Genomic DNA, 26,758 nt, shown 5'->3' with positions numbered 1-26,758 from the left:
CTAACAACACAACAAAAAAAGATAATAATAAAAAGGTTTTATGTCTGAAGAGAGAATAATAAGAATAAACAAAGTTTTAAGGGAATTGAATATTTCTTTAGAAAGAGCTGTGGATTATCTTAAGGATAAAGGGATTGCTATTGAGTCAAATCCAAACACAAAGATTTCTGAAGATGTATACAATGTCTTGTGCGGTCAGTTTGCTGGTGACAAAGGGAATAAAGAGGCGTCGAAAGAAGTAGGTGAGGAAAAAAGAAAGGAAAAAGAAGCGTTGCGCATTGAGCGTGAAAAGGAAATCGAAAACAAACGCAAAGCAGACGAAGAACGTTTAAGACAACAAGAAATTATCAAAGCTAGAGCTGTAGTTACAGGTCCTGTTCAAGTTGGTAAAATTGATCTTAATCCGAAAAAAGTTGCTCCTGTTTCTAATCCAACTGTAGCTATCGAAAAGCCAGAAGTTCCAGCTGTAAAAGCAACTGAACCTGTAGTTGAAACTAAACCTATTTCTCCAGAAAAACCTTCAACAGACCAGCCAGTTGCGAAGCCAATTGCTGGTATTAAAGAAAAAGAAGTTGTTAAAGAAGTAGCTCCGGTTGTAGAGAAAACTGCTTCAACGCCTGTTACTCCTGTTTCAGACGAACCAGTTGAGGAAACTATTACAACTCAATACCAAAAGTTGTCAGGAACTACACTTACAGGTCAAATTATTGATTTATCTCAATTTAATAAGCCTAAAAAGAAAAAAGAAGATCCAAAAATTACTCCAAACAAACCTGGTGCTCCAGGAGCGGCAGGAGCTAATAATGCTAATAAGAATAAACGTAAGAGGATAGCGCCAAAACCTGGTGCGCCAAAACCTCCTACAGCACCGGGAACTCCAAATCCAAATAAAATCACTCCTAATACAGGTGGTGGATTCAATGCGAATAGAAGTGCAAGGCCTGGATTTGTTAAAGGAAATCGTCCCGCAATTGTGGCCAAAGTTGAGCCTACAGAGGAAGAAGTTAAAAATCAAATTCGTGAAACTCTTGAAAAACTTCAAGGTAAAGGAGGGAAATCCAAAGCGGCAAAATATAGAAGAGAGAAAAGAGAGACGCATCGTCAGAAAACAGATGATGAACAAAGAGCATTAGATGAAGGAAGCAAAACAATCAAGGTAACTGAGTTTGTTACTGTTGGTGAAATTGCTATCATGATGGATGTGCCAATTACTAAAGTAATTGGTACTTGTATGTCTCTTGGAATCATGGTAACCATGAATCAACGTTTGGATGCTGAGACTTTGACTATTGTTTGTGATGAATTTGGATATGAAGTAGAATTTATCACTGTTGATATTGAAGAAGCGATTCAAGTAGTTGAAGATAAAGAAGAAGATTTAGTAACACGTGCTCCTATTGTTACCGTAATGGGTCACGTCGATCACGGAAAAACATCTTTACTGGATTATATTCGTAAAGAAAATGTAATTGCAGGAGAATCTGGAGGTATCACACAGCACATTGGAGCTTATGGGGTGACTTTAGATAACGGACAAAAAATTGCTTTCTTAGATACACCAGGTCACGAAGCTTTTACCGCGATGCGTGCACGTGGAGCTCAAGTTACGGATATCGCAATTATTGTTATTGCAGCAGATGATGATATCATGCCACAAACGAAAGAGGCAATTTCTCACGCTCAAGCTGCAGGTGTTCCAATTATATTTGCTATCAATAAAATTGATAAACCAAATGCTAATCCAGATAAAGTAAAAGAAAGATTGGCTGGTATGAACCTTTTGGTGGAAGACTGGGGGGGGAAAATTCAATCTCATGACATTTCTGCTAAAGTAGGTACTGGTGTGAAAGAATTACTGGAGAAAGTATTATTGGAAGCTGAAATTTTAGATTTAAAATCTAATCCAAATAAATCTGCTCAAGGAACGGTTGTTGAAGCCTTTTTGGATAAAGGAAAGGGGTATGTTTCAACTATCCTGGTACAACACGGTACGTTAAGAGTAGGAGATTATATGTTGGCAGGTAAGCATCACGGTAAAATTAAAGCGATGCACGATGAACGTGGACATGTAGTTAAAGAAGCAGGTCCTTCTACACCGGTTTCTGTTTTAGGATTAGATGGTGCTGCAACAGCAGGTGATAAGTTTAATGTTTTTGAAGACGAAAAAGAGGCAAAACAAATTGCTGCTAAACGTTCTCAATTAATGCGTGAACAATCGGTAAGAACACAACGTCATATTACTCTTGATGAGATTGGACGAAGAATTGCTTTGGGTCAATTTAAAGAGCTTAATATTATTCTTAAAGGAGATGTGGATGGTTCAGTTGAAGCATTATCAGATTCGTTCTCTAAATTGTCTACAGATGAAATTCAAATTAATATTATACATAAAGGGGTTGGAGCTATTACTGAAACAGATGTAATGTTGGCTTCTGCATCCGATGCAATTATTATTGGATTTAACGTTCGTCCTGCTGGAAATGCAAGACAGCTTGCTGATAAGGAAGAAATTGACATTCGTTACTACTCTATCATTTATGCCGCAATTGACGACTTAAAAGATGCGATGGAAGGTATGTTGGCTCCTGAGATGAAAGAAGAAGTTCTAGGTACAGCAGAAATTAGAGAAATTTTCAAAATATCTAAAGTAGGTTCTATCGCTGGTAGTATGGTGATGGATGGTAAAATTACCAAGAATGCTAAGATTAGAATTGTTAGAGAGGGTGTAGTTATCTTTGAAGGAGAGCTTTTGGCATTAAAACGCTTTAAAGATGACGTAAAAGAAGTGGCTAAAGGATATGATTGTGGTATTCAGGTAAAAGGATTTAATGATATTGAAGAAAGAGATATTATTGAAGCTTATCATGAAGTTGCGATTAAAAAGAAGCTTAAATAGTATTACGTTATACAAACAAAAACGCCTCAATTATTTGAGGCGTTTTTTGTTTTCAATAGTTGTATTTTTCTTATTTGTTATTTTGAAGGTTTAATCAATAATATGTTTTTATATTTTTTTTGAAATTCCATTAGATTTCTTTCTGCTTCCATTCTGGTTCTATAGTTCCCAACCCATACCTTGTAATTTGGAGTTTGAAATATTATAGTTGCTTCCGTGTTTTTGTTTTCTAGTTTGAATTCATTTAGCGATTTTTTTGCAAGTTCGCTAGTTCCACTAAAAATCTGAATTTTATACCTATTATTTATTGATAACGAGGTGTTTGATTTTCTTTTCTCATTTAATAATTGCTCTACTTTTGGATCTTGATTGCTTATAGTATTTTTATTTTGAGCTTGTAGTTTCGCTAACGATGTAGTAATTAAAAATGTTAATATTATAGATGCCTTGATTGATGTATTTTTCATAACTAATTGGTTTTTACGCAAAAGTACTACTTAATGAATATATTCAGAATAAAATATTTATTTAGAATCAATATAAATTGAAATTAAGACTATTTTAAGGTTTTGTGAATAGTTCTTAAAGTGTATTTTTGTCGAATATTTTAAAAAAAGTGATTTTTATCATGGTTTAGTTCTGATGAATTCACGACAATATTGTAGATAATTACTATAACTATATGAAAAAGATGGGTAACCATAGTTCGATTACAAGGAAATTATGTTTGAGTTTAGCATTAATGCTGACTGTATCCTTGAGTTTGTTTGCACAAGATCCTGCTCCTGCAGATGCTACTGCTGCTCCTGCTGCAACTTCTGGAGGTGATGCTGTTAAAGGGAAAGAGCTTTTTAATGCCAATTGTGCTGCTTGTCATAAATTAGATGCTAAAGCAACAGGACCGGCGTTAAGAGGTGTTGCTTCTAAGTATGAAATGGCTTGGATTTACAAGTGGGTTAAGAATAGCTCTGATTTAATTAAATCTGGTGATGCAGCTGCTGTAAAAGTATTTGAAGAAAATAATAAAGCGGTAATGACTGCATTTCCTCAATTGTCAGAAGGAGATATTGATAATATTATAGCTTATACATCTGAACCTAAAGCAGAAGCTCCAGCTGCGGCTGCTGGTGCTCCAGCTGTAGATGCTGCTAAAGCTAGTGATAGCGGAATAAGTAACAATGTTATTCTTGGTGCTTTGGCATTAGTAATGGCAATGTTGGTTGTTTTGTTGTTTTTGGTAAACAACGTTTTAAGGAAAGTTGCAAAAGCGAATGGTATTGAAGTAGAACCAAAAACTCCTTCATTGCCAATTTGGAAAGCGTTTGCAAAAAATCAATTTTTAGTTTTAGTTACTGCAATACTATTGTTGTTAAGTAGTGCTTATTTTGTATATGGTTACTTAATGCAGGTTGGAGTTGATCAAGATTATGCTCCTATTCAGCCTATTCATTACTCACACAAAATACATGCTGGTGATAATGAAATTAATTGTAAGTACTGTCACTCTGCTGCAAGAGTAAGTAAAAATGCTGGTATTCCATCTTTGAATGTTTGTATGAACTGTCATAAAAACATTTCTGAAGTGGCTGAAACTACTGCTACACCAGAATACAGCAAAGCTTTCTATGATGAGCAAATTCAAAAATTATATGCCGCTGTAGGTTGGGATAAAACAACTCAATCATATACTGGTAAAACGCAACCAGTTAAGTGGGTTCGTATTCATAATTTGCCAGATTTTGTGTACTTTAATCACTCTCAACACGTAACTGTTGCTGGTATTGAATGTCAAACTTGTCACGGCCCTGTTGAAACGTATGAAATTCAAAAGCAATTCGCTCCTTTGACTATGGGATGGTGTATTGATTGTCATAGAAAAACTGATGTTAAGACAGAGGGTAATGAATATTATACCAAAATTCACGAACAACTTTCTAAAAAGTACGGTGTTGAGAAATTGACAGCTGCTCAAATGGGAGGTTTAGAGTGTGGTAAATGCCACTATTAAAAGAAATTATTAAGATTTAATATTTATATATAATATGTCATCAAACAAAAAATACTGGAAAAGTGTTGAAGAGCTAGACGGAAATAGTTCTATTGTTGAGGCGCTTAAGAATAACGAGTTTGTTGAAGAGATTCCTACCGATGAATTTTTGGGTAATAGTGATAAATTATCTTCTTCTACTTCACGTCGTGATTTTTTAAAGTACGTTGGTTTTAGTACAGCAGCTGCCACATTAGCAGCCTGTGAAGGACCAGTTAACAAATCAATACCTTATGTGTTGCAACCTGAGGAAATCATTCCTGGTGTAGCGGATTATTATGCTACAACTGTTTTTGATGGTTTTGATTTTGCTAATTTATTAGTAAAAACTCGTGAAGGGCGACCTATTAAAATTGATAATAATACCATTGCGGGAGCTAAGTTTTCTGCCAATGCTAGAATACACGCATCTATATTGTCATTGTATGACAATATGCGTTTAAAAGAACCAAAAGTTGCAGGTAATGCTGTTTCTTGGTCAACAGTTGATTCAAAATTAAAATCAAGTATTGCAGAAGCAAAAGCTAAAGCAGGTCAAGTTGTGTTTTTAACAAATACTTTGGCGAGTCCTTCTACTGAAAAATTAATTGCTGAATTTATTGCTAAAAATCCAAATGCTAAACATGTCGTTTATGATGCTGTATCTTCTTCTGAAGCTTTAGATGCATTTCAAACTGTTTATGGGAAAAGAGCTTTAGTCGACTATGATTTCTCAAAAGCTTCTTTGATTGTTTCTGTTGGAGCTGATTTCTTAGGTGATTGGCAAGGTGGTGGATTTGATGCTGGTTATGCACAAGGAAGAATCCCTAAAGCAGGAAAAATGTCTCGTCATTTTCAATTTGAAGCGAATATGACATTATCTGGTGCTGCTGCTGATAAGCGTGTGCCAATGTCTGTAGCTAATCAAAAACAAGCTTTAGTTCATATATATAATGTTGTTACTGGAAATAATGTTTCAGTAAAATTAGATGATAAATTCAAAGCTGAAGTTACAAAAGCAGCTCAGCAATTAAAATCTGCTGGATCTAAAGGTGTTTTAGTGTCAGGAATCCAGGATGTTAATGCTCAATTGTTAGTTTTAGCTATCAATCAATCTTTGTCTAGTGAAGCGTTTGTTACCTCTGGTGCTCGTTTAATTAGAAAAGGTTCTAACGCTGCTGTTGCTCAGTTAATAAAAGATATGAATGCTGGTGCTGTTCATACTTTGATTATGAGTGGAGTTAATCCGGTGTATACACTAGCAGATAGTAAATCATTTACTAATGGTTTAAAGAAAGTAACGACTTCAGTTGCTTTAACAATAAAAGAGGATGAAACCGCTTTATTAGCTACTATTGCAGCTCCAGTACCTCATTACTTAGAGTCTTGGGGTGATTTGGAATTAACGGAAGGTACTTATAGTATTACTCAACCAACCATTCGTCCTTTATTCAATACTAAGCAATTTCAAGATGTATTGTTGTCTTTAAATGGTGTTGCTGGTACTTATTATGATTATTTAAAATCAGTATCATCAGGAATTATTGCTGGTTCTTCTTGGAATAAAGTATTACATGATGGTGTTTATGTAGGAGCTATTTCAACTGTTTCGGCTGGTACTGCAAATTATGTTGGCGCAGCTAATGCCTTAGCTAGTTCATCTAGTTCAAAAGGTCTTGAGTTGGTATTGTATACCAAAACAGGAATGGGTGATGGTCAACAAGCAAACAATCCTTGGTTACAAGAGTTTCCAGATCCAATAACAAGAGTTTCTTGGGATAACTACATTACAGTATCTAATGCAGATGCAAAAAAGTTAGGACTTACTAATGAAATAGTTGCTAATGGTGGATTGAATGGTTCATATGTAAAATTAACTTCTAATGGGGTTACTTTAGAAAATGTTCCTGTGATTGTTCAACCTGGTCAAGCTGTTGGTACTGTAGGTATGGCTTTAGGATATGGTCGTAAAGCTGCTCTTAAAGAAGAAATGCAAGTAGGTATTAATGCTTACTCATTATATAAAGATTTTAATGATTTACAAAACGTAACCCTAGAATTGGCTTCTGGAGAACATGAGTTTGCTTGTGTACAAGGTCAAAAAACATTAATGGGTCGTGGAGATATTATTAAAGAAACAACTTTAGAAATTTTCAATACTAAAGATGCCGAAATTTGGAACGAGAAACCGATGGTATCTTTAGATCATAAAGAAGTAGAGGCTACTTCTGTTGGGTTGTGGGATTCTTTCGATCGTTCGATTGGTCATCATTTCAACCTTTCAATTGATTTGAATGCTTGTACTGGTTGTGGGGCATGTGTAATTGCTTGTCATGCTGAAAATAATGTACCAGTTGTTGGTAAAGATGAAGTAAGAAGAAGTAGAGATATGCATTGGTTGCGTATTGATAGATATTATTCATCAGAAAGTACTTTTGAAGATGATAACAAGAAAAAGGAAGAATTAGATGGTTTAGATTTAACAGGATTTGTTCTTGGTGATGAAGAAACAAAAGGTTCTTTAGGAGGATTTAGACAAATGGAAAAAGCGGCGGATAATCCACAAGTTTCTTTCCAGCCTGTTATGTGTCAGCACTGTAATCACGCACCATGTGAAACAGTTTGTCCTGTAGCAGCGACTTCTCACGGACGTCAAGGTCAAAATCAAATGGCATATAACCGTTGCGTAGGAACTCGTTACTGTGCTAATAACTGTCCTTATAAAGTGCGTCGTTTTAACTGGTTCTTGTATAACAAAAACAGTGAATTCGATTACCATATGAATGATGATTTGGGTAGAATGGTATTGAACCCAGATGTTAACGTTCGTTCTCGTGGAGTTATGGAGAAATGTTCTATGTGTATTCAAATGACACAAGCAACTATTCTTAAAGCGAAAAGAGAAGGTAGAGAAATCAAAGACGGTGAATTCCAAACTGCTTGTTCAAATGCTTGTTCTTCTGGAGCAATGATATTTGGAGATGTTAATGATACTAATGCTGCAGTAACTAAATTAGCTGCTGACGAAAGATCATACCATTTGTTAGAGCATGTTGGGACAAAACCAAATGTGGTTTACCAAGTTAAAGTTAGAAATATCTAGTAAAAAAATTAATTAAGAATCAATATAAAGGATTATGTCGTCTCATTACGAAGCAACCATTAGAAAACCCTTAGTTATAGGTGATAAGTCTTATCACGATGTAACTGTAGATGTAGCTGCACCTGTTGAAGGTAAAGCCAATAAGCATTGGTGGATTGTGTTTACAATCGCATTAACCGCTTTCCTTTGGGGATTGGGTTGTATTATTTACACAGTATCCACCGGTATCGGAACTTGGGGATTAAACAAAACAGTAGGTTGGGCTTGGGATATCACTAACTTTGTTTGGTGGGTAGGTATCGGTCACGCTGGTACTCTAATCTCAGCGGTACTTTTACTTTTCCGTCAAAGATGGAGAATGGCTATTAACCGTTCAGCGGAAGCAATGACCATTTTCTCTGTTATTCAAGCAGGTTTGTTTCCAATTATCCACATGGGTCGTCCATGGTTAGCTTATTGGGTACTTCCAGTTCCAAATCAATTTGGTTCTCTTTGGGTTAACTTCAACTCACCATTATTATGGGACGTATTTGCAATTTCAACTTATTTATCTGTTTCCTTAGTTTTTTGGTGGACAGGTTTGTTACCAGATTTTGCTATGTTACGTGATAGAGCAATTACTCCATTTAATAAAAGAGTATATTCTATTTTAAGTTTCGGTTGGAGCGGTAGAGCAAAAGATTGGCAACGTTTTGAAGAAGTTTCATTAGTTTTAGCTGGTTTGGCTACTCCTCTTGTACTTTCTGTGCATACTATTGTATCGATGGACTTTGCTACTTCTGTTATTCCAGGTTGGCATACAACTATTTTTCCTCCATATTTCGTAGCTGGTGCTGTATTCTCTGGATTTGCAATGGTTAACACTTTGTTGATTATTATGAGAAAAGTTTCTAACTTAGAATCTTACATCACGATACAGCATATCGAGCTTATGAATATCGTAATTATGATTACAGGTTCTATAGTTGGTGTTGCTTACATAACTGAGTTATTTATAGCTTGGTACTCTGGAGTAGAATATGAACAATACGCTTTCTTGAATAGAGCGACTGGTCCTTACTGGTGGGCATATTGGGCGATGATGACATGTAACGTATTTTCTCCTCAATTTATGTGGTTTAAAAAATTGCGCACAAGTATAATGTTCTCATTTATCATTTCGATTGTGGTAAATATTGGAATGTGGTTTGAGCGTTTTGTGATCATTGTGACTTCTTTGCACAGAGATTATTTACCATCTTCTTGGACGATGTTTTCGCCAACCTTTGTTGATATTGGTATTTTTATAGGAACTATTGGATTCTTCTTTGTATTGTTTTTATTGTATTCTAGAACTTTCCCTGTTATTGCTCAGGCTGAAGTAAAAACAATATTAAAAGGAAGTGGAGATAACTACAAAAGAGAAAGAGAAGCAAATAAAGATGTACACCATGAGTAATAAAGTAATATACGCTATATACAACGACGATGATGTATTAATGGATGCTGTTAAGAAAACACGTGCAGCACATTATCATATTGAAGATGTTTTTACCCCTTTTCCGGTTCACGGATTAGATAAAGCAATGGGACTTGCACCAACTAGATTAGCTATTTGTGCTTTTATCTATGGTTTGTGTGGTATTTCATTTGCAACTTGGATGATGAATTATATTATGATCCAAGATTGGCCTCAAGATATTGGAGGTAAGCCAAGTTTTAGTTACATTGAAAATATGCCTTCATTTGTTCCAATTATGTTTGAAGAGACTGTTTTCTTTGCTGCTCACTTAATGGTTATTACTTTCTATATGAGAAGTAGATTATGGCCTTTTAAAGAAGCAGAAAATCCAGATGTAAGAACTACTGATGACCATTTTTTGATGGAAGTTGCTGTAAATAACAATGAAGAAGAGTTGGTTTCTTTCTTCAAAAGTACAGGTGCGGTAGAAGTAAATGTAATAGAAAAGAATTAATTTTAGCTATGAAAAGTATATATAAAATAACACTTTTGGCTGGTTTTGCTCTGCTAGTTTCATCTTGTCACGATAAATTGGCTCCTAATTACCAATATTTTCCAAATATGTATGAATCAGTAGGTTATGAAACCTACTCCGAATCAAATGCTTTTAAAGATGGTAAGGAAGGTCAATTGCCTGCTAAAGGAACTATTAAAAGAGGATTTGATGTTTACGAATATGAGAATTCTACTGCTGGTTATGAATTAGCTAAGGCGAATTTGAAGTCTCCTTTGGATTCATTAGAAAGAAATTCTGAAAAAGGAAAAGAGCTTTTTGAAATTTATTGTATCAGTTGTCATGGAGCTACTGGAAATGGTAAAGGAAAATTAGTTGAAAGAGAAAAGTTTCTTGGTGTACCTAGTTATGCTGACCGTCCAATTACTGAGGGAAGTGTTTTCCATGTAATTACTTATGGATTGAATTCTATGGGGTCACACGCAAATCAATTGAGTGCCCATGAGCGTTGGTTAGTTGTAGACTATGTTCTTAAACTAAAAAGCGAATTATAATTGTTGAACAAACTGATCGTAATAGATATGTATACATTTTCAAGTAGATTAAAAACTTTTTCTCTTATTCTAATGGCGGTAGGGTTATTAGGTATTGGTTATGGTTTTTATAGTGCACCAAAAGATATTCAAGAAGTTGAAGCACTTCTTGCTGCTGATTCACACGGAAGCCATGGAGAGTCTTCTCATACTGCTCCAGCTGTAGCTCATAATGAACATGCATCTGCTTCTTCTCATTCTGAAAAAGCTGAAAAAGCTGGTCATAATGTAAAGGAAGACGCTGAACACAAAGAACATTTAGAGCATGTTTTACATCAATTAAGCAATAAGCCATGGGCTGCAGTGTATGTTGCTTGTATCTTTTTCATGCTTTTATCTTTAGGAACACTTGCTTTTTATGCTATTCAACAAGTAGCACAAGCAGGATGGTCTCCTGTTTTATTCAGAGTAATGCAAGGAATAACTGCTTATTTGCCATTTGGTTCTGTTATTTTCTTTATTATATTGGTTTTGTGTGGTCTTCACTTTAATCATTTATTCATTTGGTTAGACCCTGAAGTTGTTGCTCACGATAAGTTGATACAAACTAAATCTGGTTATTTGAATTTTCCATTCTGGATAATCAGAGCAGGTATCTTCTTGTTAGGATGGAATGCTTATAGATATTTTTCAAGAAAAAACTGTTTAGCACAAGATGAGGCTGATGATAATTCTTTCTACAAAAAGAATTTCAAAATGTCAGCGGGCTTTTTAGTTTTCTTTATTGTTACTGAGTCTATTATGTCTTGGGATTGGATTATGTCTATTGATCCTCACTGGTTCAGTACTTTATTCGCATGGTATGTTTTTGCTAGTTTCTTTGTAAGTGGTATTACTACTATTTGTATGGTTACTTTATATTTGAAATCTAAAGGTTACTTGGAGCACGTAAATACTAGTCATATTCATGATTTAGCTAAATTTATGTTTGGTATCAGTGTATTTTGGACTTACTTATGGTTCTCTCAATTTATGTTGATTTGGTATGCTAATATTCCTGAAGAGGTTACCTATTTTGTTACTAGAATTCAAGAATTTAATTTACCATTCTTTGGTGCAGTAGCTATGAACTTCTTATTCCCAGTTTTAATTTTAATTAATACTGATTTTAAACGAATTACATGGGTATTGGTTATGGCTGGTACAGTGATACTTTTAGGTCACTATATTGATTTCTTCAATATGATTATGCCTGGTACTGTAGGAGATCAATGGTTCATTGGAATTCCTGAAATTGCATCAGTTCTATTTTTCCTTGGGTTGTTTATTTATGTTGTATTTACTGCACTTACAAAAGCACCTTTATTGCCAAAAAGAAATCCTTTCATTGAGGAAAGTAAGCACTTCCATTATTAATATTTTAAACAGAAAAACAGATGACAAGTTTGTTGGTAATTATAGTTTTAGTTTTATTAGCTGTTGCACTTTGGCAATTGACTAAGATATTTGATCTTACGCAAGTAGGTTCAAAATCTGATGATTCTCAAATAGCAACCGATAATGATAACAATGTTCAAGGATATTTAATGTTTGGCTTTTTAGCTTTCATTTATGTATTCACAATATTTGGTTTATTAAAATGGGGTGATTTACCTTTGCATACTCCTGCTTCTGAGCACGGAGCTACAGTAGATAGTTTGATGAATATTACTTGGGTTTTAATCTTTACTGTTCAGGCAATTACTCAAGTTTTATTGCACTATTTTGCATTCAAATACCGTGGTAATAAAGATAAAAAAGCTCTTTATTTTGCTGATAACAATAAATTAGAAGCTATTTGGAGTGTAATCCCTGCTGTTGTTTTGGCTGGTTTGATTCTATACGGTTTGTATGCTTGGACTAACATTATGTTCATTGATGATGAAGAGGATACTGTAGTTATTGAGTTATATGCTCAGCAATTTAAATGGACAGCTAGATATGCAGGAGCTGATCAAGTACTTGGTAAAGCTAACGTTCGTTTGATTGATGGTGTAAATTCAGTTGGTGTTGATTTATCTGACAAAAATGCACAAGATGATTTCTTAGCTACAGAAATACATATTCCAAAAGGAAAAAAAGTTCATTTTAAAATGCGTTCACAAGATGTATTGCATTCAGCTTATATGCCTCATTTTAGAGCTCAAATGAATTGTGTTCCTGGTATGGTTACAGAATTTGCTTTTACTCCTATTTACACTACAGCAGAATATAGAGAATTACCATTTATGGTAGAAAAAGTTGCAAGAATTAATGATTTGCGTGCAAAAAAGAGTGCTGAATTAGTTGCTAAAGGCGGTACAGCTCTTGATCCTTATACATTTGACTACTTATTACTTTGTAATAAAATATGTGGAGCGTCTCACTATAATATGCAAATGAAAGTTATTGTTGATTCTCCAGAAGATTATAAAAAATGGTTAAGCGATAAAGTAGCTTTAGCTAAAGAATTTAAAGCTTCTAAAGAAGCTCCAGCTGCAGAAGGTGCTACTCCTAGTGATAGTTCTAAAGTTGCAAATGAGCCAGCTGCTATGAAAGTAGAAATGAAATAATTATTTAAGAATATTTAAAAGTATATATATGTCAGCAGAAGGTCACGATCACGGACACGATCACGAACACGAACACCACCATAAGGATACATTCATTACTAAATACATTTTTAGTATTGACCATAAAATGATTGCAAAGCAGTACTTGATTACAGGTATTGTTATGGGAATTATTGGTGTTGGAATGTCATTGCTTTTTAGAATGCAATTGGCTTGGCCAGAAGAATCTTTTAAAATTTTCAATATTTTATTAGGTGATAAATTCGCTCCAGAAGGAGTTATGGCTAATGATATTTATTTGGCTTTAGTTACAATTCATGGAACCATTATGGTATTCTTTGTATTGACGGCTGGTTTGAGTGGTACATTTAGTAATTTATTGATTCCACTTCAAATTGGAGCAAGAGATATGGCTTCAGGATTTATGAATATGATTTCATATTGGCTATTTTTCTTATCAAGTGTAATTATGATTTGTTCTCTTTTCGTTGAAGCTGGACCAGCTTCTTCAGGTTGGACAATCTATCCTCCATTAAGTGCCTTACCTCAGGCAATACCAGGATCTGGTACAGGTATGACATTGTGGTTGGTTTCAATGGCTATTTTCATTGCTTCATCTTTGATGGGTTCATTGAATTATGTAGTTACTGTAATTAACTTGAGAACAAAAGGGATGTCAATGACTAGATTGCCACTTACTATTTGGGCTTTCTTTGTTACTGCTATTATTGGTATTATTTCTTTCCCTGTTTTACTTTCTGCAGCTTTATTATTAATTTTTGACAGAAGTTTTGGTACTTCTTTCTTCTTATCTGATATTTATATTGCTGGTGAAGTTTTACATTATCAAGGTGGTTCTCCAGTACTTTTTGAGCACTTGTTCTGGTTCTTAGGACACCCAGAGGTTTACATTGTATTGTTACCTGCTTTGGGTATCACTTCTGAAATTATTGCAACTAATTCTCGTAAACCAATCTTTGGTTACCGTGCGATGATTATGTCTATACTAGCAATTGCGTTCTTGTCAACAATTGTATGGGGTCACCATATGTTTATTTCAGGAATGAATCCTTTCTTAGGTTCTGTGTTTACATTCACAACCTTATTGATTGCAATTCCATCTGCTGTAAAAGCATTTAACTATATTACTACTTTATGGAAAGGTAACTTGCAATTGAACCCAGCTATGTTGTTTTCAATTGGTTTGGTTTCTACATTCATTACTGGTGGTTTAACTGGAATTATCCTTGGTGATAGTACACTAGATATTAATGTACACGATACTTACTTTGTGGTAGCTCACTTCCACTTGGTAATGGGTATTTCTGCACTTTATGGTATGTTTGCTGGGGTTTATCACTGGTTTCCAAGAATGTTTGGAAGAATGTTAAATAAAAATTTAGGCTACGTTCACTTTTGGGTAACAGCGGTTTGTGCTTATGGTGTTTTCTTCCCAATGCACTTTATTGGTTTAGCTGGTCTACCAAGACGTTATTATACTAATACTAACTTCCCACTTTTTGATGATTTACAAAATGTGAATGTATTGATTACTACTTTCGCTTTAATTGGTGGTGCATTTCAATTGGTATTTTTGTATAACTTCTTTGTAAGTATTTTTTACGGCAAAAAAGCAGAACAAAACCCATGGAAATCTAACACTCTTGAGTGGACTGCACCTGTAGAACACATACACGGTAACTGGCCAGGTGAAATTCCGGAAGTACACAGATGGCCTTATGATTACAGTAAGCCAGGTCATGATGTAGATTTTGTTCCTCAAAATGTTCCTATGAAAGAAGGTGAAGAAGTACTTCATCATTAATTTCAAAATTCATATAAAGCCTTTCGTTAAGAAAGGCTTTTTTATTGCAGTCCCTTTTTTTACCTTTATCGAATGAATGAACATTTAGACCCAACCAATAGTAATTATAATTCTGATGAACTTGATATTGAGAAAAGATTAAGACCTCTTAGTTTTGATGACTTTGCTGGTCAAGATCAAGTTTTAGAGAATCTTAAAGTTTTTGTGGCTGCTGCTAATCAAAGGAAAGAAGCATTAGATCACACTCTTTTTCATGGACCACCAGGTTTAGGAAAAACTACTTTGGCTAATATTTTGGCAAATGAACTACAAGTAGGTATCAAAATTACTTCTGGACCTGTTCTAGACAAGCCAGGTGATTTAGCTGGGTTATTGACCAATTTAGAGGAACGTGATGTTTTATTTATCGATGAGATTCATCGGTTAAGTCCTATTGTTGAAGAATACCTTTATTCGGCGATGGAAGACTTTAAAATTGATATTATGATTGAATCTGGACCTAATGCAAGGACCGTTCAAATCAATTTGAATCCTTTTACATTGATTGGCGCGACAACACGCTCTGGTCTTTTGACCGCACCAATGCGTGCTCGTTTTGGTATTTCATCTCGTTTACAATATTATTCGACTGAGTTGCTTACTACTATCGTTGAACGCAGTTCATCGATATTTAAAATGCCTATTACTATGGAAGCCGCAATTGAAATTGCAGGGAGAAGTAGAGGAACACCACGAATTGCGAATGCTTTGTTGCGTAGAGTTCGTGATTTTGCTCAGATTAAAGGTAATGGTACAATAGACATAGAAATTGCTCGTTTTGCGCTTAAAGCACTTAATGTTGATGCACACGGGCTGGATGAAATGGATAATAAAATCCTAACCACAATTATCGATAAATTCAAAGGTGGTCCTGTAGGCTTAACTACTTTAGCAACTGCTGTATCTGAGAGTAGTGAAACTATTGAAGAGGTATATGAGCCTTTTTTAATTCAAGAAGGGTTTATTATGAGAACACCACGTGGAAGAGAAGTAACTGAAAAAGCCTATCAACATCTAGGTAAAGTTAGAATGAATGTTCAAGGAGGATTGTTTTAGTAATGATTAATAACAAAGAAAAATATACTCAATTTATAAAAGCCGAATCCAAAAGACTCGGCTTTTTATCTTGTGGTATATCTAAAGCTGGTTTTTTAGAAAGTGAAGCACCAAGATTGGAAAAGTGGTTGAATCATCAAATGAATGGTCAAATGAGTTATATGGAGAACCATTTTGACAAAAGACTCGACCCTACCCTTTTAGTTGATGGTGCAAAGAGCGTAATATCTTTGTTATTGAACTATTATCCTTCTGAAGTACAAAATCCAGATTCTTATAAGATTTCAAAATACGCTTTTGGGCAAGATTATCATTTTGTAATTAAAGACAAATTAAAGGAGTTATTGTTTTCGATTCAAACTGAAATTGGTGAAGTTTCAGGAAGAGCATTCGTTGATTCGGCACCTGTTCTAGATAAAGCTTGGGCTGCGAAAAGCGGTTTAGGATGGATTGGGAAAAACAGTAATTTAATAACACAAAAGGTCGGCTCATTTTATTTTATTGCGGAGTTGATTGTTGATCTTGATTTAGTGTATGATCATACAACTACAGATCATTGTGGTACTTGTACTGCTTGTCTTGACGCATGTCCTACTCAAGCTATTGTTGCTCCTTACGTAGTAGACGGGAGTAAATGTATTTCTTATTTTACGATTGAATTAAAGGATAATATTCCAACAGAATTCAGAGGTAAATTTGAGGATTGGATTTTTGGATGTGATGTTTGTCAAGACGTATGTCCTTGGAATCGATTCTCGAAACCCCATCAAGAACCTTTGTTTAACCCCAATCCTGAAATGCTCGGATGGTCCAAAAAAGACTGGGAAGAAATCACATCAGAAACTTTTAATGCAGTATTCAAAAATTCTCCTCTGAAGCGAACCAAATGGAATGGACTTTTAAGAAATATTGAAAATTCGTGAAGTTAATCGTTTAAATAACTGATTATAAGTGATTTATTGTGTTTTGTAAAAAAAAAGTGTTAAATTTATTTTTAGAATTGTAACTAAAAATTTGGCACTATGAATTTTTTTACAAAAACTTCCCTTCTTGGATTACTTTTTATTTTGTTTCAATTTTCATTGCAAGCTCAAAACTGTACTGTAAATGCTAATGTTTCTCAAACAATTTGTTCAAATGAAACGCTGACTTTACAAGGAAATGACAATGGGCTTCCTGGCTTTACGTTTCTTGGATGGAAACAAATCAGTGGGCCATCGGTAAGTATTACAACTCCTTTAAATTTGCAAACTACTGTAACTGGCTTCACAGCTGGAAACACTTATGTTTTTCGTTTGAGCGCTCTTTGTACAGATAAATCTACAGTAAGTGATGACGTTACAGTTGTTGTTAGACCAATTACTATTGCTAATGCAGGAGCTGATGTAACACATTGTCCCGGAAATTATTCTTTGACAGCGAATACTCAAGGAGTTGGTGAAAATGGCGAATGGTCTATTGTTGGAAATAATGGAGCAGGTATCGCTATCTCCAATGTTTTTTCACCAAATTCTTCTTATTCTATTTCAGGCACTTCAGCTGGATCGACTACTTTACGCTGGACAATTACAAATATCGCAAGTGGGTGTAATTCGTATGATGAAGTCGTAATTACATCACCAGGAGGGATTAGCCCAGTGACTGCTGGATCAGATCAAAATCTATCAAAATGCTATTCCAGTACTCAAAGCACAAGTTTATCAGGTTCTTTTGGAGGAAATGGATTAGGAGGACAACAGGGAACTTGGACAGTAGTTAGCGGACCCTCAGTACCTTTATTTAGTAATCCAAATAGCAGTTCAACGGATGTAAATGGGCTTAAACAAGGAACATATGTTTTTAGATGGACCGTTTCAGGGCCTTGTGCCAATGGCTTTGATGAAGTAGCTATTACAGTTCCAGCTCCTACTGCTGATATTACACCTTTAGATGATGTAACGTTGACTTATTGTGACAAAAGAACTACCGCATTACTAACAGGTAAAGTTCCTAATTTTATTAACGAAACTGTTTCATGGACACAAGTAAGTGGCCCTTCTTTGGCTGTAATAGCTACGCCAAATAGTTCTTCTACCAATGTTTCTGGTTTGTTAGGAGTAGGAACCTATTCTTTTAGATATACTATATCCAATAGTATTACGGGCTGTTTGTCTAGTGCAGTTTATAAAATTGTTTTTGCGAATACTCCAACAATTAGTGCAGGACCGGATTTAAATTTAGGATGTAACATTACTCAAGTTAATATACCAATCAATCAATCGGGTGATGGAGAAACAAGTTGGCAAATAGTTAATGGTCCAGTCAATCCCAATTTTCCAAGTTATCCAACAAGTTTAGTTAAGTTTTCAGGGAATGTATTGAAAATAGAAGGACTAATTACTGGTGGAGCATATGATTTTAGGGTTGTAAAAACGGCTCCCACAGGAAATTTATGTTCAAGTGTTAGTGATGATATCAAAGTTGTAGTGTCAATTGAGCCATCCTTAGTAAATGCTGGTACTGCAGAAGTTTTAGATTGTTCAGCAACTACCGCAGTTTTGGCGGGTAATATCCCCAAGTCGGGAGTAGGAAAGTGGACACAAGCTTCAGGACCTAATCAGGCAATAATTGCAGATCCATTTGATGCTTCAACAGAAGTTTCCGGATTAATAAATGGAGAATATACTTTTGAATGGGCTATTTTAGGAGGGCCACAATGTATCGAGACAATTGGCCTAGCAAGAGTTTTAGTTTCAGAAATTGACCCTGATATACCTATAGCTGGTAACGATCAAACCGTTTGTTATGGTTCTCCTATTCAGTTAGATGGATCTATTCCAAAATTAAATGAGAAAGGAAAATGGACCGTGATCTCACCAATAAATGGGAGTTTTAATATAAGTGACATTGAAAATCCAAAAGCCATTTTTATTGGCTATGACCCAGGTACAGTATATACTTTGAGATGGACAGTTAGTAACTCTTGTGCTAGTCTTTATGATGAAGTTTTAATAACTACAAATGATAAACAGGGGCCTATAGCCATAGCCGAAGATGATGTGTGTTATCCTAGTGGGACCAGTACATTTAATTTGAAAGCTACTGATCCTTTTCCAGGAGCAGGTTTTTGGAGACAAATTAAAGGACCAACAGTTATTATAGATAACCCTAATTCATTTAATACTACTGTAACGAATGTAATAGATGGAGTCTATGAATTCGAATGGGCGATTGTAAGTGGTAGCTGTGAACCAACAAAAGATACAGTAATAATTAATGTTACCAATGACGTTACACCTTCGATAGCAGGTCCAAATCAAACTATTTGTTCAGCTACAACTACTTTAGATGCGAACGTACCATTAGTTGGCCAAGGTGTATGGACTTTGGTTTCAGCTAATAGAACTATTATTATTAAAGAGCCGACTAATCCAAAAACAGTCGTTGAAAATTTACCTGTTGGGACTTGGGTTTTTTCATGGACAATTACGAATGGAAATTGTGGCACCTCAGTATCTAGTATGCAAGTTACGGTTGAAGATAAGCCTTCAATTGCTTTTGCAGGATTTGATCAAGAGAAATGTGATAATTCGCCCGTAATTATGAATGCAATTAAACCAAGAATTGGTCTTGGTACTTGGAGTTTAGTAAGTGGACCAAATAACCCAACATTTTCAGATTTTAATTCTCCCACCACTGTTATTGAAAATTTAATTTCTGGAACGTATATTTTTAGATGGACTGTATCAGCCGGATTATGCCCAGATAATTTTGATACAGTTCAAGTTATTGTTAGAGATATATCTAATGCGGGTAATGATGTAGTTAGTTGTGATGTTGGAGCAGTGCCTTTAACGGGTACTATTGGAACAATAGGTACATGGTCCGTTGTTAGTGGACCAGGAAACCCAACCATAACTTCTACAGGTGTTAACTCGGCTTCGGCTACCAATTTAAGCAAAGGAGAAACCATATTTAGATATACAATTCCAGCAGTTGGTTCTTGTCCAGAATCAATAGATGATGTTAGTGTAATAATAGTTGGAGAACCTTCATCAGCAGATGCGGGTCCAGATCAAGTTTTATGTAATAATGGTATTATTCAGTTAAACGGAAATATTCCGGCTATCGGAAATGGAAAATGGTCAATTTTATCGGGACCAACTACAGGAACTTTTGTACCAAGTGATACAGCACCAAATGCAACTTATACAAATGCACCTTCGGGAGTATATGTTTTTCAATGGACTATTTCAGATGCTGGTTGTAGCAATACCGATCAAGTAAGAGTAGAAAACAATGAAACTCCAACCAATCCAGATGCAGGTCCAGACCAAAATCAAGTATGTGGTAGTTCAACTGTTTTAGCCGCCAATACACCAGTGTTTGGTGTTGGTAATTGGACGCAAATTTCGGGCCCAAGTACGGCTGTTTTTAGTTCTGTTATATTGCCCAACCCAATAGTTTCAAATCTTGTTGCAGGGGACTATGTTTTTGAATGGAGTATAAGTAATGGAACAGTTTGCCCTATAGAGCGAGATCAGGTAGCTGTAAAAGTGTTTACCGCTCCGACAACACCTGATGCCGGACCAAATCAGCGTGTGTGCGAGATTGTACCGTTTTTGCAACTTGGAGGAAACACTATAACTGTTGGAACTGGTAAATGGTCTATTTATAGTGGACCAGCAGGTACTTTCAGTGATGATTCGAATCCAAACGCTAATTTTACTCCTAGTGGACCAGGGACCTATATTTTAGCGTGGACAGCTACAAATTCCCCATGTTCTCTGGTAGATTATGTTGATATCATTATCGATGCTCAACCAACAGTTGCCGATGCAGGACCAGAAATAAAGGTGTGTAAAGCAACGTCCTTGTTTATGAATGCGAATACTCCAGTGGTAGGAATAGGTACTTGGAAATCAAAAGGAGGTCCTACAAATCCCGTATTTGTAAATCCTAATTCACCAACTACTCAAGTTTTAGGCTTAGATGTAGGGGAGTATTTTTTTTCTTGGGAAATTGAAAATGGCGCTTGCAATCCAAGTGTAGATAATTTGAGAGTTACAATTGATCCTGAAGCAACTTTAGCAAATGCGGGTAGTAATCAGACCATTTGTAACACAACAACTGCAACTATGTCTGCAAATGTTCCTGTCGAAGGAACTGGTTTGTGGAGCTTTGTAATTAATCCTGGAGGAGCAATTATCACAGATCCAACAAGTCCTACATCAACAATAACTGGAATAACAGTTGGTGTTTATCGCCTGCGATGGACAATTTCCAATGCTTGTGGGAGTAATTCTTCAGAAGTAAACGTTGAGAGAATATCTGATTTAGTAACTACTGCTATTACTCCTAATCAAACTATATGTTTAGGGGGTACAACTACTTTTACAACAACAGCTTCTGGTGGAGCAGTTCCTTATACTTATGAATGGCAGTCTTCATCGGATAATGTAAATTGGAATGCCATAAGCGGTCAAAATACTAATCAATATGTTGCACCTAATAATTTAGCAGTTGGCACTTATTATTACAGAGTTCAGGTAAGTAATAGCTGTTCGACAATATATTCGAATGTCGCAACATTAAATATTGTAAATGATCCTATTGTAACTACTCAACCTTTAGGGAGTACCATTTGCTCAGGGAATACACATACAATGAATGTGGTGGCTTCTGGCGGAACTGGAACTTTGTTGTACCAATGGCAGGAATCTTCTAACAATACTAGTTTTAGTGATATTTCAGGAGCCAATAGTGCTTCTTATACCACGGTTTCATTAACTGATAATAAGTTTTATAGGGTAAAAATTACTCAAGCCGCAAGTGGTTGTGAAGTAATTTCTAACTCGGTTCCTGTTTATGTAGCTACAATTGTAGAGCAACCTACTAATCCACCCACTATTTGTGTAGGAGGTTTTGAAACTTTGACCGCTGCAGCTTCATTAAACGGAGGAACAGGTACTTTAAATTATCAATGGCAATCTTCTCCAAATGGTAACAATTCTTGGGCAGATGTAAGTGTTGGTAGTGGAATAAATACACCAAATTATGTAACAGATAATTTAACAGTGACCACTTGGTTTAGATGTAAAATAACTTCAACCGAAACTGCTTGTTCTTTGTTTACTAATGCAGCTCGAGTGACTGTTGTTCCAGACCCAACTATAACAACCCAACCAGTGGGTAGAGCAATATGTGTGGGTGGTTCGGAAAATTTAAGTGTAAATGCTACGGGTGGAACACCTAGTCTTACTTATCAATGGCAAGTGAGTTCAACCTCAGGTTTAGGATTTACAGACATATCGGGAGCTCGAGGAAGAACATATAATACAGGTGTGATAAATACTGTAGAAACTCGTTATTATCGAGTAATTGTTGGAGCTGATGGTTTTGGTTGTAATCCTGTTACCTCTAATGAAGCTGTGGTAACCGTAGTTCCTGATCCAATCATTACAGACCAGCCAGATAACGTTACAATTTGTGATAGTACTACTACGACCTTGGCAGTAACAGCTACAGGAGACAGTAGCACAGGTCCCTTAATTTATCAATGGCAGAGTTCTACTAATGGATCCAATTTTTCTAATATTACTGGAGCTACTAGTGACACTTATACTACCCCCGTTCTTTCTTCGGATACTTTTTATCGAGTGATAATTACACAAAGCCCAAGTGGTTGTCGTGTACAATCCACTAATGCCAAAGTAAGTGTTGCTAAAATTTCTGTTCAACCATCTACACCAGTTGCGATTTGCGTTGGGGGTGTTGTTTCTGTATCAGTAACTACAACAGTTGTTCCTGGTGCTACTTATGCTTACCAATGGCAAAGTTCAACCAACGGAACAGTGTGGAATAATGAGACGAATGCGTCTGCAATAACTGCTAATTTTACTTCCGATGCTTTAAATGCAACTACTCAATTTAGATGTGTGGTGACATCAACTAATCCAAATTGTATTTTAACTTCTTCAGCGGTAACAGCAACAGTTGTTCCTGATCCAACTATCACAGTTCAGCCTGTAAGTGGAGTGATTTGCGTTGGAGGTAATTATAGCCTGAGCGTAACGGCGACTAACGGAACACCTTCATTAAACTATCAATGGCAGTCTAGTACCACTTCAGGTTCGGGATTTACGGATATTCCAGGAGCCACATCAAATAGTTATAATACAGGAACAATTAATACAACAGGCGTAATTTATTACCAAGTAATTGTTTCTGCATCGGGTAATGGTTGTAATACGATAGTGTCGAATGAAGCCACAGTTACAATAGTTGCAGATCCTATTATTACTAGCCAACCGGCTAATACGACTGTTTGTAATGGAACCAATACTACATTGTCTGTTGTTGCGACGGGAGATCCTTTAGCTGGATCACTTCAGTATTTGTGGGAGTCATCCACAGATAATGTTACCTTTTCTTCTATAGCAGGAGCAACTAGTTCAACTTACACAACTTCTAATTTAACGACTGATACATATTACAAAGTTATCATTACACAAATCGAAAACGGATGCCAAACTATTTCAAATTCAGCTAAAGTTAGTGTCGCTAAAATTTCGGTTCAACCTACAACACCAGCACCAATTTGTGTAGGAGGAGTAGCCTCACTATCAGCTAATGCATCTTTGAATGGTGGCCCAGGAACATTAACTTACCAATGGCAGTCATCACCTGATGGTAGTTCTTCTTGGACGGATGTAACCTCTGGAACAGGAATAAATACGTCAAATTTTGTAACTGATAACTTAAACATAAGTACTTGGTTTAGATGTAAAATAACTTTAAGCACCACTTCTTGTGATTTGTTTTCGAATGGAGTAAAGGTTACTGTAGTTCCAGACCCAACAATCGATACGCAACCTGTAGGGGGAACGATCTGTACTGGAGGAAATTTCAATTTAAGTGTTCAAGCTTCAAATGGAACGCCTTCATTAACTTATCAATGGCAATCAAGTACTACTTCGGGTTCTGGATTTACAAATATTTCTGGTGCTACAAATCCTAATTTGAGTATTACTTCATTAACACAAACCACCTATTACAGAGTAAATATCTCGGCTTCTGGAAATGGTTGTAACACCATAACTTCATCTGAAGTTGCAGTTCTCGTTATTCCTGATCCAATAATTGTAACACAACCTACAGCTAACACAACTATATGTAAAAATGGAACAGCAACACTTTCGGTAGTTGCAACAGGAGGTTCAGGAATTTTCTCTTATCAATGGCAATCGGCAACCTCTTTAGGAGGATCTTACACTAACATTAGTGGTGCCACTTCTAACACCTTTACTACTTCAAGTCTCTCAGCTACGAGTTATTTTAGAGTCGTTATTACTAATTCAGGCTCGGGATGTAATACTTTAACTTCTACTGAAGCAACTGTTTTCGTTGGTGATATTTCAGTTCAACCTGTTGCGCCAGCGCCAATATGTACGGGTGGTTCTGCAACGGTTTCGGTAACGGCTTCCGCTAATGGAGGAACTGCGACCTTTACCTATCAATGGGAAAGCTCTACAAATGGAACTTCTGGTTGGTCTTCAATAGGAGGGGCAACATCAAATACCTATTCCTCTCCAGCATTATTAAGTACTACTTATTATAGATGTATTGTTACTTCGGCAACACCAAATTGTACTTTAACATCCAATGCTGTAAAAGTGGAAGTTATTCCAGACCCATCTATCACAACCCAACCATCAGATGGTACAATTTGTACAGGCGGTTCTTATAATTTATCTGTTGTTGCCACAAATGGGACTCCATCATTAACTTATCAATGGCAATCCAGCGCTTCTTTAGGGGGAACTTATACCGATATTTCTGGAGCTACAAGTGCCAATTATAGTACGCCGGCCTTAACAGCGACTTCTTATTACAGAGTAGTAGTGAGTGCAAGTGGAAATGGTTGCACAACACTAATTTCCAATCCTGCTACAGTTACTGTTGTAGCTGATCCAGTTATTTCGACTCAGCCGCAAGATGGAGCAATTTGTGTTGGTAATAGTTATTCATTTAATGTAGTGGCTTCAGGTAATGCAGGTTTAGGAACCCTAACCTACCAGTGGCAAACTGCAACTGCTATAAGTGGACCATTTACTAATGTGACAAGTGGAACTGGCGGTACTACAGCAAATTATACTACTCCAATTTTAAATACAACTACCACAAGATATTTGAGAGTTTCTATTAAACAAGGCGCTTCTGGTTGTGAGACTTTGTCCAATACTGTAGTTTTAAACATTTCTGCTCAACCAGTAAAACCTATAGGAAGTGTTACACAACAACCAAGTTGTACCAATGCTACAGGAATAATTACTATCACTTCTCCAGCGGAAGGAACTGGTTTTGAGTATTCAATAAATGGAGGGGCTAGTTATCAAGCTAGTAGTACTTTTAGTGGGTTAACCAATGGTGTAAAAACAATTACAGTCCGAAAAATTAGCGCTACTACTTGTGTTTCTCAAGGAACTAATTTCACAATTAATAATAGAATTTGTGCCAATCCAGAAGTTTTTACTTCGATTAATGGCGCTTCAGGAGGAACTACAACTAGTGTTTTAGGGTCTGATACCTTAAACGGAAGTCCAGCATTGTTGTCAACTGTCAATATAACTGTTAATTCAACATCATCTTCACAAATAAGTTTGGACACTAGCAACGGATTAATTACGATTGCTCCAAATACGCCAGCAGGTACTTACACCGTAAGTTACACTATTTGTGAAAAAGCAAACCTCTCTAATTGTTCTACTACTACGGAAACTGTTCAAGTAACACAATCAATTATTGATGCTGTTGCGGATGTTGTGGTTCCAAATGTTAATGGTTTTGTAGGTAGATATAGAGCTATAAATGCGTTGACCAATGATAAATTGAACGGAGCATCAGCCTTGATTTCGCAAGTGAATATGACACTTATTACTCCTGCTATTTCAATAGGTGGAGGTCCAGTTCCAACTTTAAATATAAATGATGGGTTTGTTACCATAGCAGCTGGAACACCAGAAGGTACATACACAATTGAATATCAAATTTGCGAAAAATTAAACCCATCCAATTGCGATAAAGCTATTATTATAATTCCAGTTGTAGCACCAGTTATTGATGCGGTTAATGATTCTACAAGTCCTGTAAACGGTGCCAATGGGAATCCAAATTTGATAGATGTATTGACAAATGATACTTTAAACGGAAGCTCATTTGCCATTAGCAAAGTAAATTTAACTCAAATTTCAGGTGCGACTCCAAACACTCCAGGAGCTTTAGTTCCAGTTCTGAATTTAGCCAATGGAATTGTAAGTGTTCCAGTTGGGACACCAGCAGGAACCTATGCTATTAATTATCAAATTTGCGAAAAATTAAATCCATCCAATTGTGATGATGCTGTTGTTACTATTACCGTAGTTGCAGCAACTTTAATTGCCAATGATGATACTTTAGGACCAATTAATGGGTATGTAGGAAATCCGAATGTGGTAAATGCGTATTTTATAAATGATACTTTTAATGGTAAAGTTGTTGATTTATCTTTGGTAACACCAACTATTTTAAATACAGCAATACCAGTTCGTCCAGGCGCTCCAGTCCCTGTTTTAGATGTTGCCACAGGGATAGTTAGCGTTCCAGCAGGCACACCAGCAGATGATTATTCTATTCAATACCAATTGTGTGAAAAACTGAATCCTACCAATTGTGATGTTGCTTTAATAAACATTCGTGTTTTACCACCACCGATAG

General features: G+C 35.9%; 13 protein-coding genes. 12 read left to right on the top strand and 1 reads right to left on the bottom strand.

Annotated elements, in window-relative coordinates; translation table 11 throughout:
* Positions 1-40 precede the first annotated feature (40 nt).
* A complete protein-coding gene (gene infB, locus ACSVH9_RS14020) occupies positions 41-2,896 on the top strand; it encodes a translation initiation factor IF-2 (protein WP_438064260.1) in 2,856 nt (951 codons plus the stop codon).
* Between the two features lie 77 nt (positions 2,897-2,973).
* Here infB and ACSVH9_RS14015 read toward each other — a convergent pair whose 3' ends face one another.
* A complete protein-coding gene (locus ACSVH9_RS14015; RefSeq protein ID WP_438064259.1) occupies positions 2,974-3,363 on the bottom strand; it encodes an SPOR domain-containing protein in 390 nt (129 codons plus the stop codon).
* A 215-nt stretch (positions 3,364-3,578) separates the two neighbouring features.
* Here ACSVH9_RS14015 and ACSVH9_RS14010 point away from each other — a divergent pair, with 215 nt between their 5' ends.
* The 11 genes from ACSVH9_RS14010 to ACSVH9_RS13960 form a co-directional block, all read left to right on the top strand.
* Positions 3,579-4,904: a c-type cytochrome gene (locus ACSVH9_RS14010; RefSeq protein WP_438064258.1), complete on the top strand. Its 1,326-nt coding sequence runs from the start codon at positions 3,579-3,581 to the stop codon at positions 4,902-4,904.
* Positions 4,905-4,938: 34 nt separating this feature from the next.
* On the top strand, positions 4,939-8,025 hold the full coding sequence (locus tag ACSVH9_RS14005; RefSeq protein ID WP_438064257.1) for a TAT-variant-translocated molybdopterin oxidoreductase: 3,087 nt from the start codon (positions 4,939-4,941) through the stop codon (positions 8,023-8,025).
* Between the two features lie 34 nt (positions 8,026-8,059).
* Entirely contained in the window at positions 8,060-9,463 is a 1,404-nt protein-coding gene (nrfD, locus tag ACSVH9_RS14000; protein WP_159690109.1) for an NrfD/PsrC family molybdoenzyme membrane anchor subunit, read from the top strand.
* A complete protein-coding gene (locus tag ACSVH9_RS13995) occupies positions 9,456-9,980 on the top strand; it encodes a DUF3341 domain-containing protein (RefSeq protein WP_438064256.1) in 525 nt (174 codons plus the stop codon). Before nrfD ends, ACSVH9_RS13995 begins: the two co-directional genes overlap by 8 nt.
* An 8-nt stretch (positions 9,981-9,988) precedes the next feature.
* Positions 9,989-10,534 carry a c-type cytochrome gene (locus ACSVH9_RS13990; RefSeq protein WP_438064255.1) on the top strand — a complete coding sequence of 182 codons (546 nt, stop codon included), beginning with the start codon at positions 9,989-9,991 and terminating at the stop codon, positions 10,532-10,534.
* Between the two features lie 27 nt (positions 10,535-10,561).
* A complete protein-coding gene (locus ACSVH9_RS13985; protein ID WP_438064254.1) occupies positions 10,562-11,929 on the top strand; it encodes a quinol:cytochrome C oxidoreductase in 1,368 nt (455 codons plus the stop codon).
* A 20-nt stretch (positions 11,930-11,949) separates the two neighbouring features.
* Positions 11,950-13,104 (top strand): cytochrome c oxidase subunit II, encoded by a 1,155-nt coding sequence (locus tag ACSVH9_RS13980; protein ID WP_438064253.1) that lies wholly within the window; start codon positions 11,950-11,952, stop codon positions 13,102-13,104.
* Between the two features lie 28 nt (positions 13,105-13,132).
* Complete coding sequence (locus ACSVH9_RS13975; protein ID WP_315146332.1) at positions 13,133-14,929, top strand: cytochrome c oxidase subunit I; 1,797 nt, start codon at positions 13,133-13,135, stop codon at positions 14,927-14,929.
* A gap of 72 nt (positions 14,930-15,001) precedes the next feature.
* Entirely contained in the window at positions 15,002-16,024 is a 1,023-nt protein-coding gene (gene ruvB, locus ACSVH9_RS13970; RefSeq protein ID WP_438064252.1) for a Holliday junction branch migration DNA helicase RuvB, read from the top strand.
* A gap of 2 nt (positions 16,025-16,026) precedes the next feature.
* Positions 16,027-16,947, top strand: a complete 921-nt coding sequence (queG, locus tag ACSVH9_RS13965) for a tRNA epoxyqueuosine(34) reductase QueG (protein WP_438064251.1) — start codon at positions 16,027-16,029, stop codon at positions 16,945-16,947.
* Positions 16,948-17,046: 99 nt separating this feature from the next.
* Positions 17,047-26,758 (top strand): PKD domain-containing protein (locus ACSVH9_RS13960; RefSeq protein WP_438064250.1); only part of this gene is annotated, 9,712 nt, incomplete at its 3' end.

The sequence above is a fragment of the Flavobacterium sp. RSSB_23 genome, from assembly GCF_051547145.1.
In the GTDB taxonomy this organism is placed as follows: domain Bacteria; phylum Bacteroidota; class Bacteroidia; order Flavobacteriales; family Flavobacteriaceae; genus Flavobacterium.
Note: the sequence above shows the minus strand (reverse complement) of the source record. Positions and strands in the feature narration are given on the sequence as shown.

Excerpts from the sequence above, each read along its gene's own strand:
- infB (WP_438064260.1), top strand. The coding sequence starts at position 41 with ATGTCTGAAGAGAGAATAATAAGAATAAACAAAGTTTTAAGGGAATTG.
- ACSVH9_RS14015 (WP_438064259.1), bottom strand. The coding sequence starts at position 3,363 with ATGAAAAATACATCAATCAAGGCATCTATAATATTAACATTTTTAATT.
- ACSVH9_RS14010 (WP_438064258.1), top strand. The coding sequence starts at position 3,579 with ATGAAAAAGATGGGTAACCATAGTTCGATTACAAGGAAATTATGTTTG.
- ACSVH9_RS14005 (WP_438064257.1), top strand. The coding sequence starts at position 4,939 with ATGTCATCAAACAAAAAATACTGGAAAAGTGTTGAAGAGCTAGACGGA.
- nrfD (WP_159690109.1), top strand. The coding sequence starts at position 8,060 with ATGTCGTCTCATTACGAAGCAACCATTAGAAAACCCTTAGTTATAGGT.
- ACSVH9_RS13995 (WP_438064256.1), top strand. The coding sequence starts at position 9,456 with ATGAGTAATAAAGTAATATACGCTATATACAACGACGATGATGTATTA.
- ACSVH9_RS13990 (WP_438064255.1), top strand. The coding sequence starts at position 9,989 with ATGAAAAGTATATATAAAATAACACTTTTGGCTGGTTTTGCTCTGCTA.
- ACSVH9_RS13985 (WP_438064254.1), top strand. The coding sequence starts at position 10,562 with ATGTATACATTTTCAAGTAGATTAAAAACTTTTTCTCTTATTCTAATG.
- ACSVH9_RS13980 (WP_438064253.1), top strand. The coding sequence starts at position 11,950 with ATGACAAGTTTGTTGGTAATTATAGTTTTAGTTTTATTAGCTGTTGCA.
- ACSVH9_RS13975 (WP_315146332.1), top strand. The coding sequence starts at position 13,133 with ATGTCAGCAGAAGGTCACGATCACGGACACGATCACGAACACGAACAC.
- ruvB (WP_438064252.1), top strand. The coding sequence starts at position 15,002 with ATGAATGAACATTTAGACCCAACCAATAGTAATTATAATTCTGATGAA.
- queG (WP_438064251.1), top strand. The coding sequence starts at position 16,027 with ATGATTAATAACAAAGAAAAATATACTCAATTTATAAAAGCCGAATCC.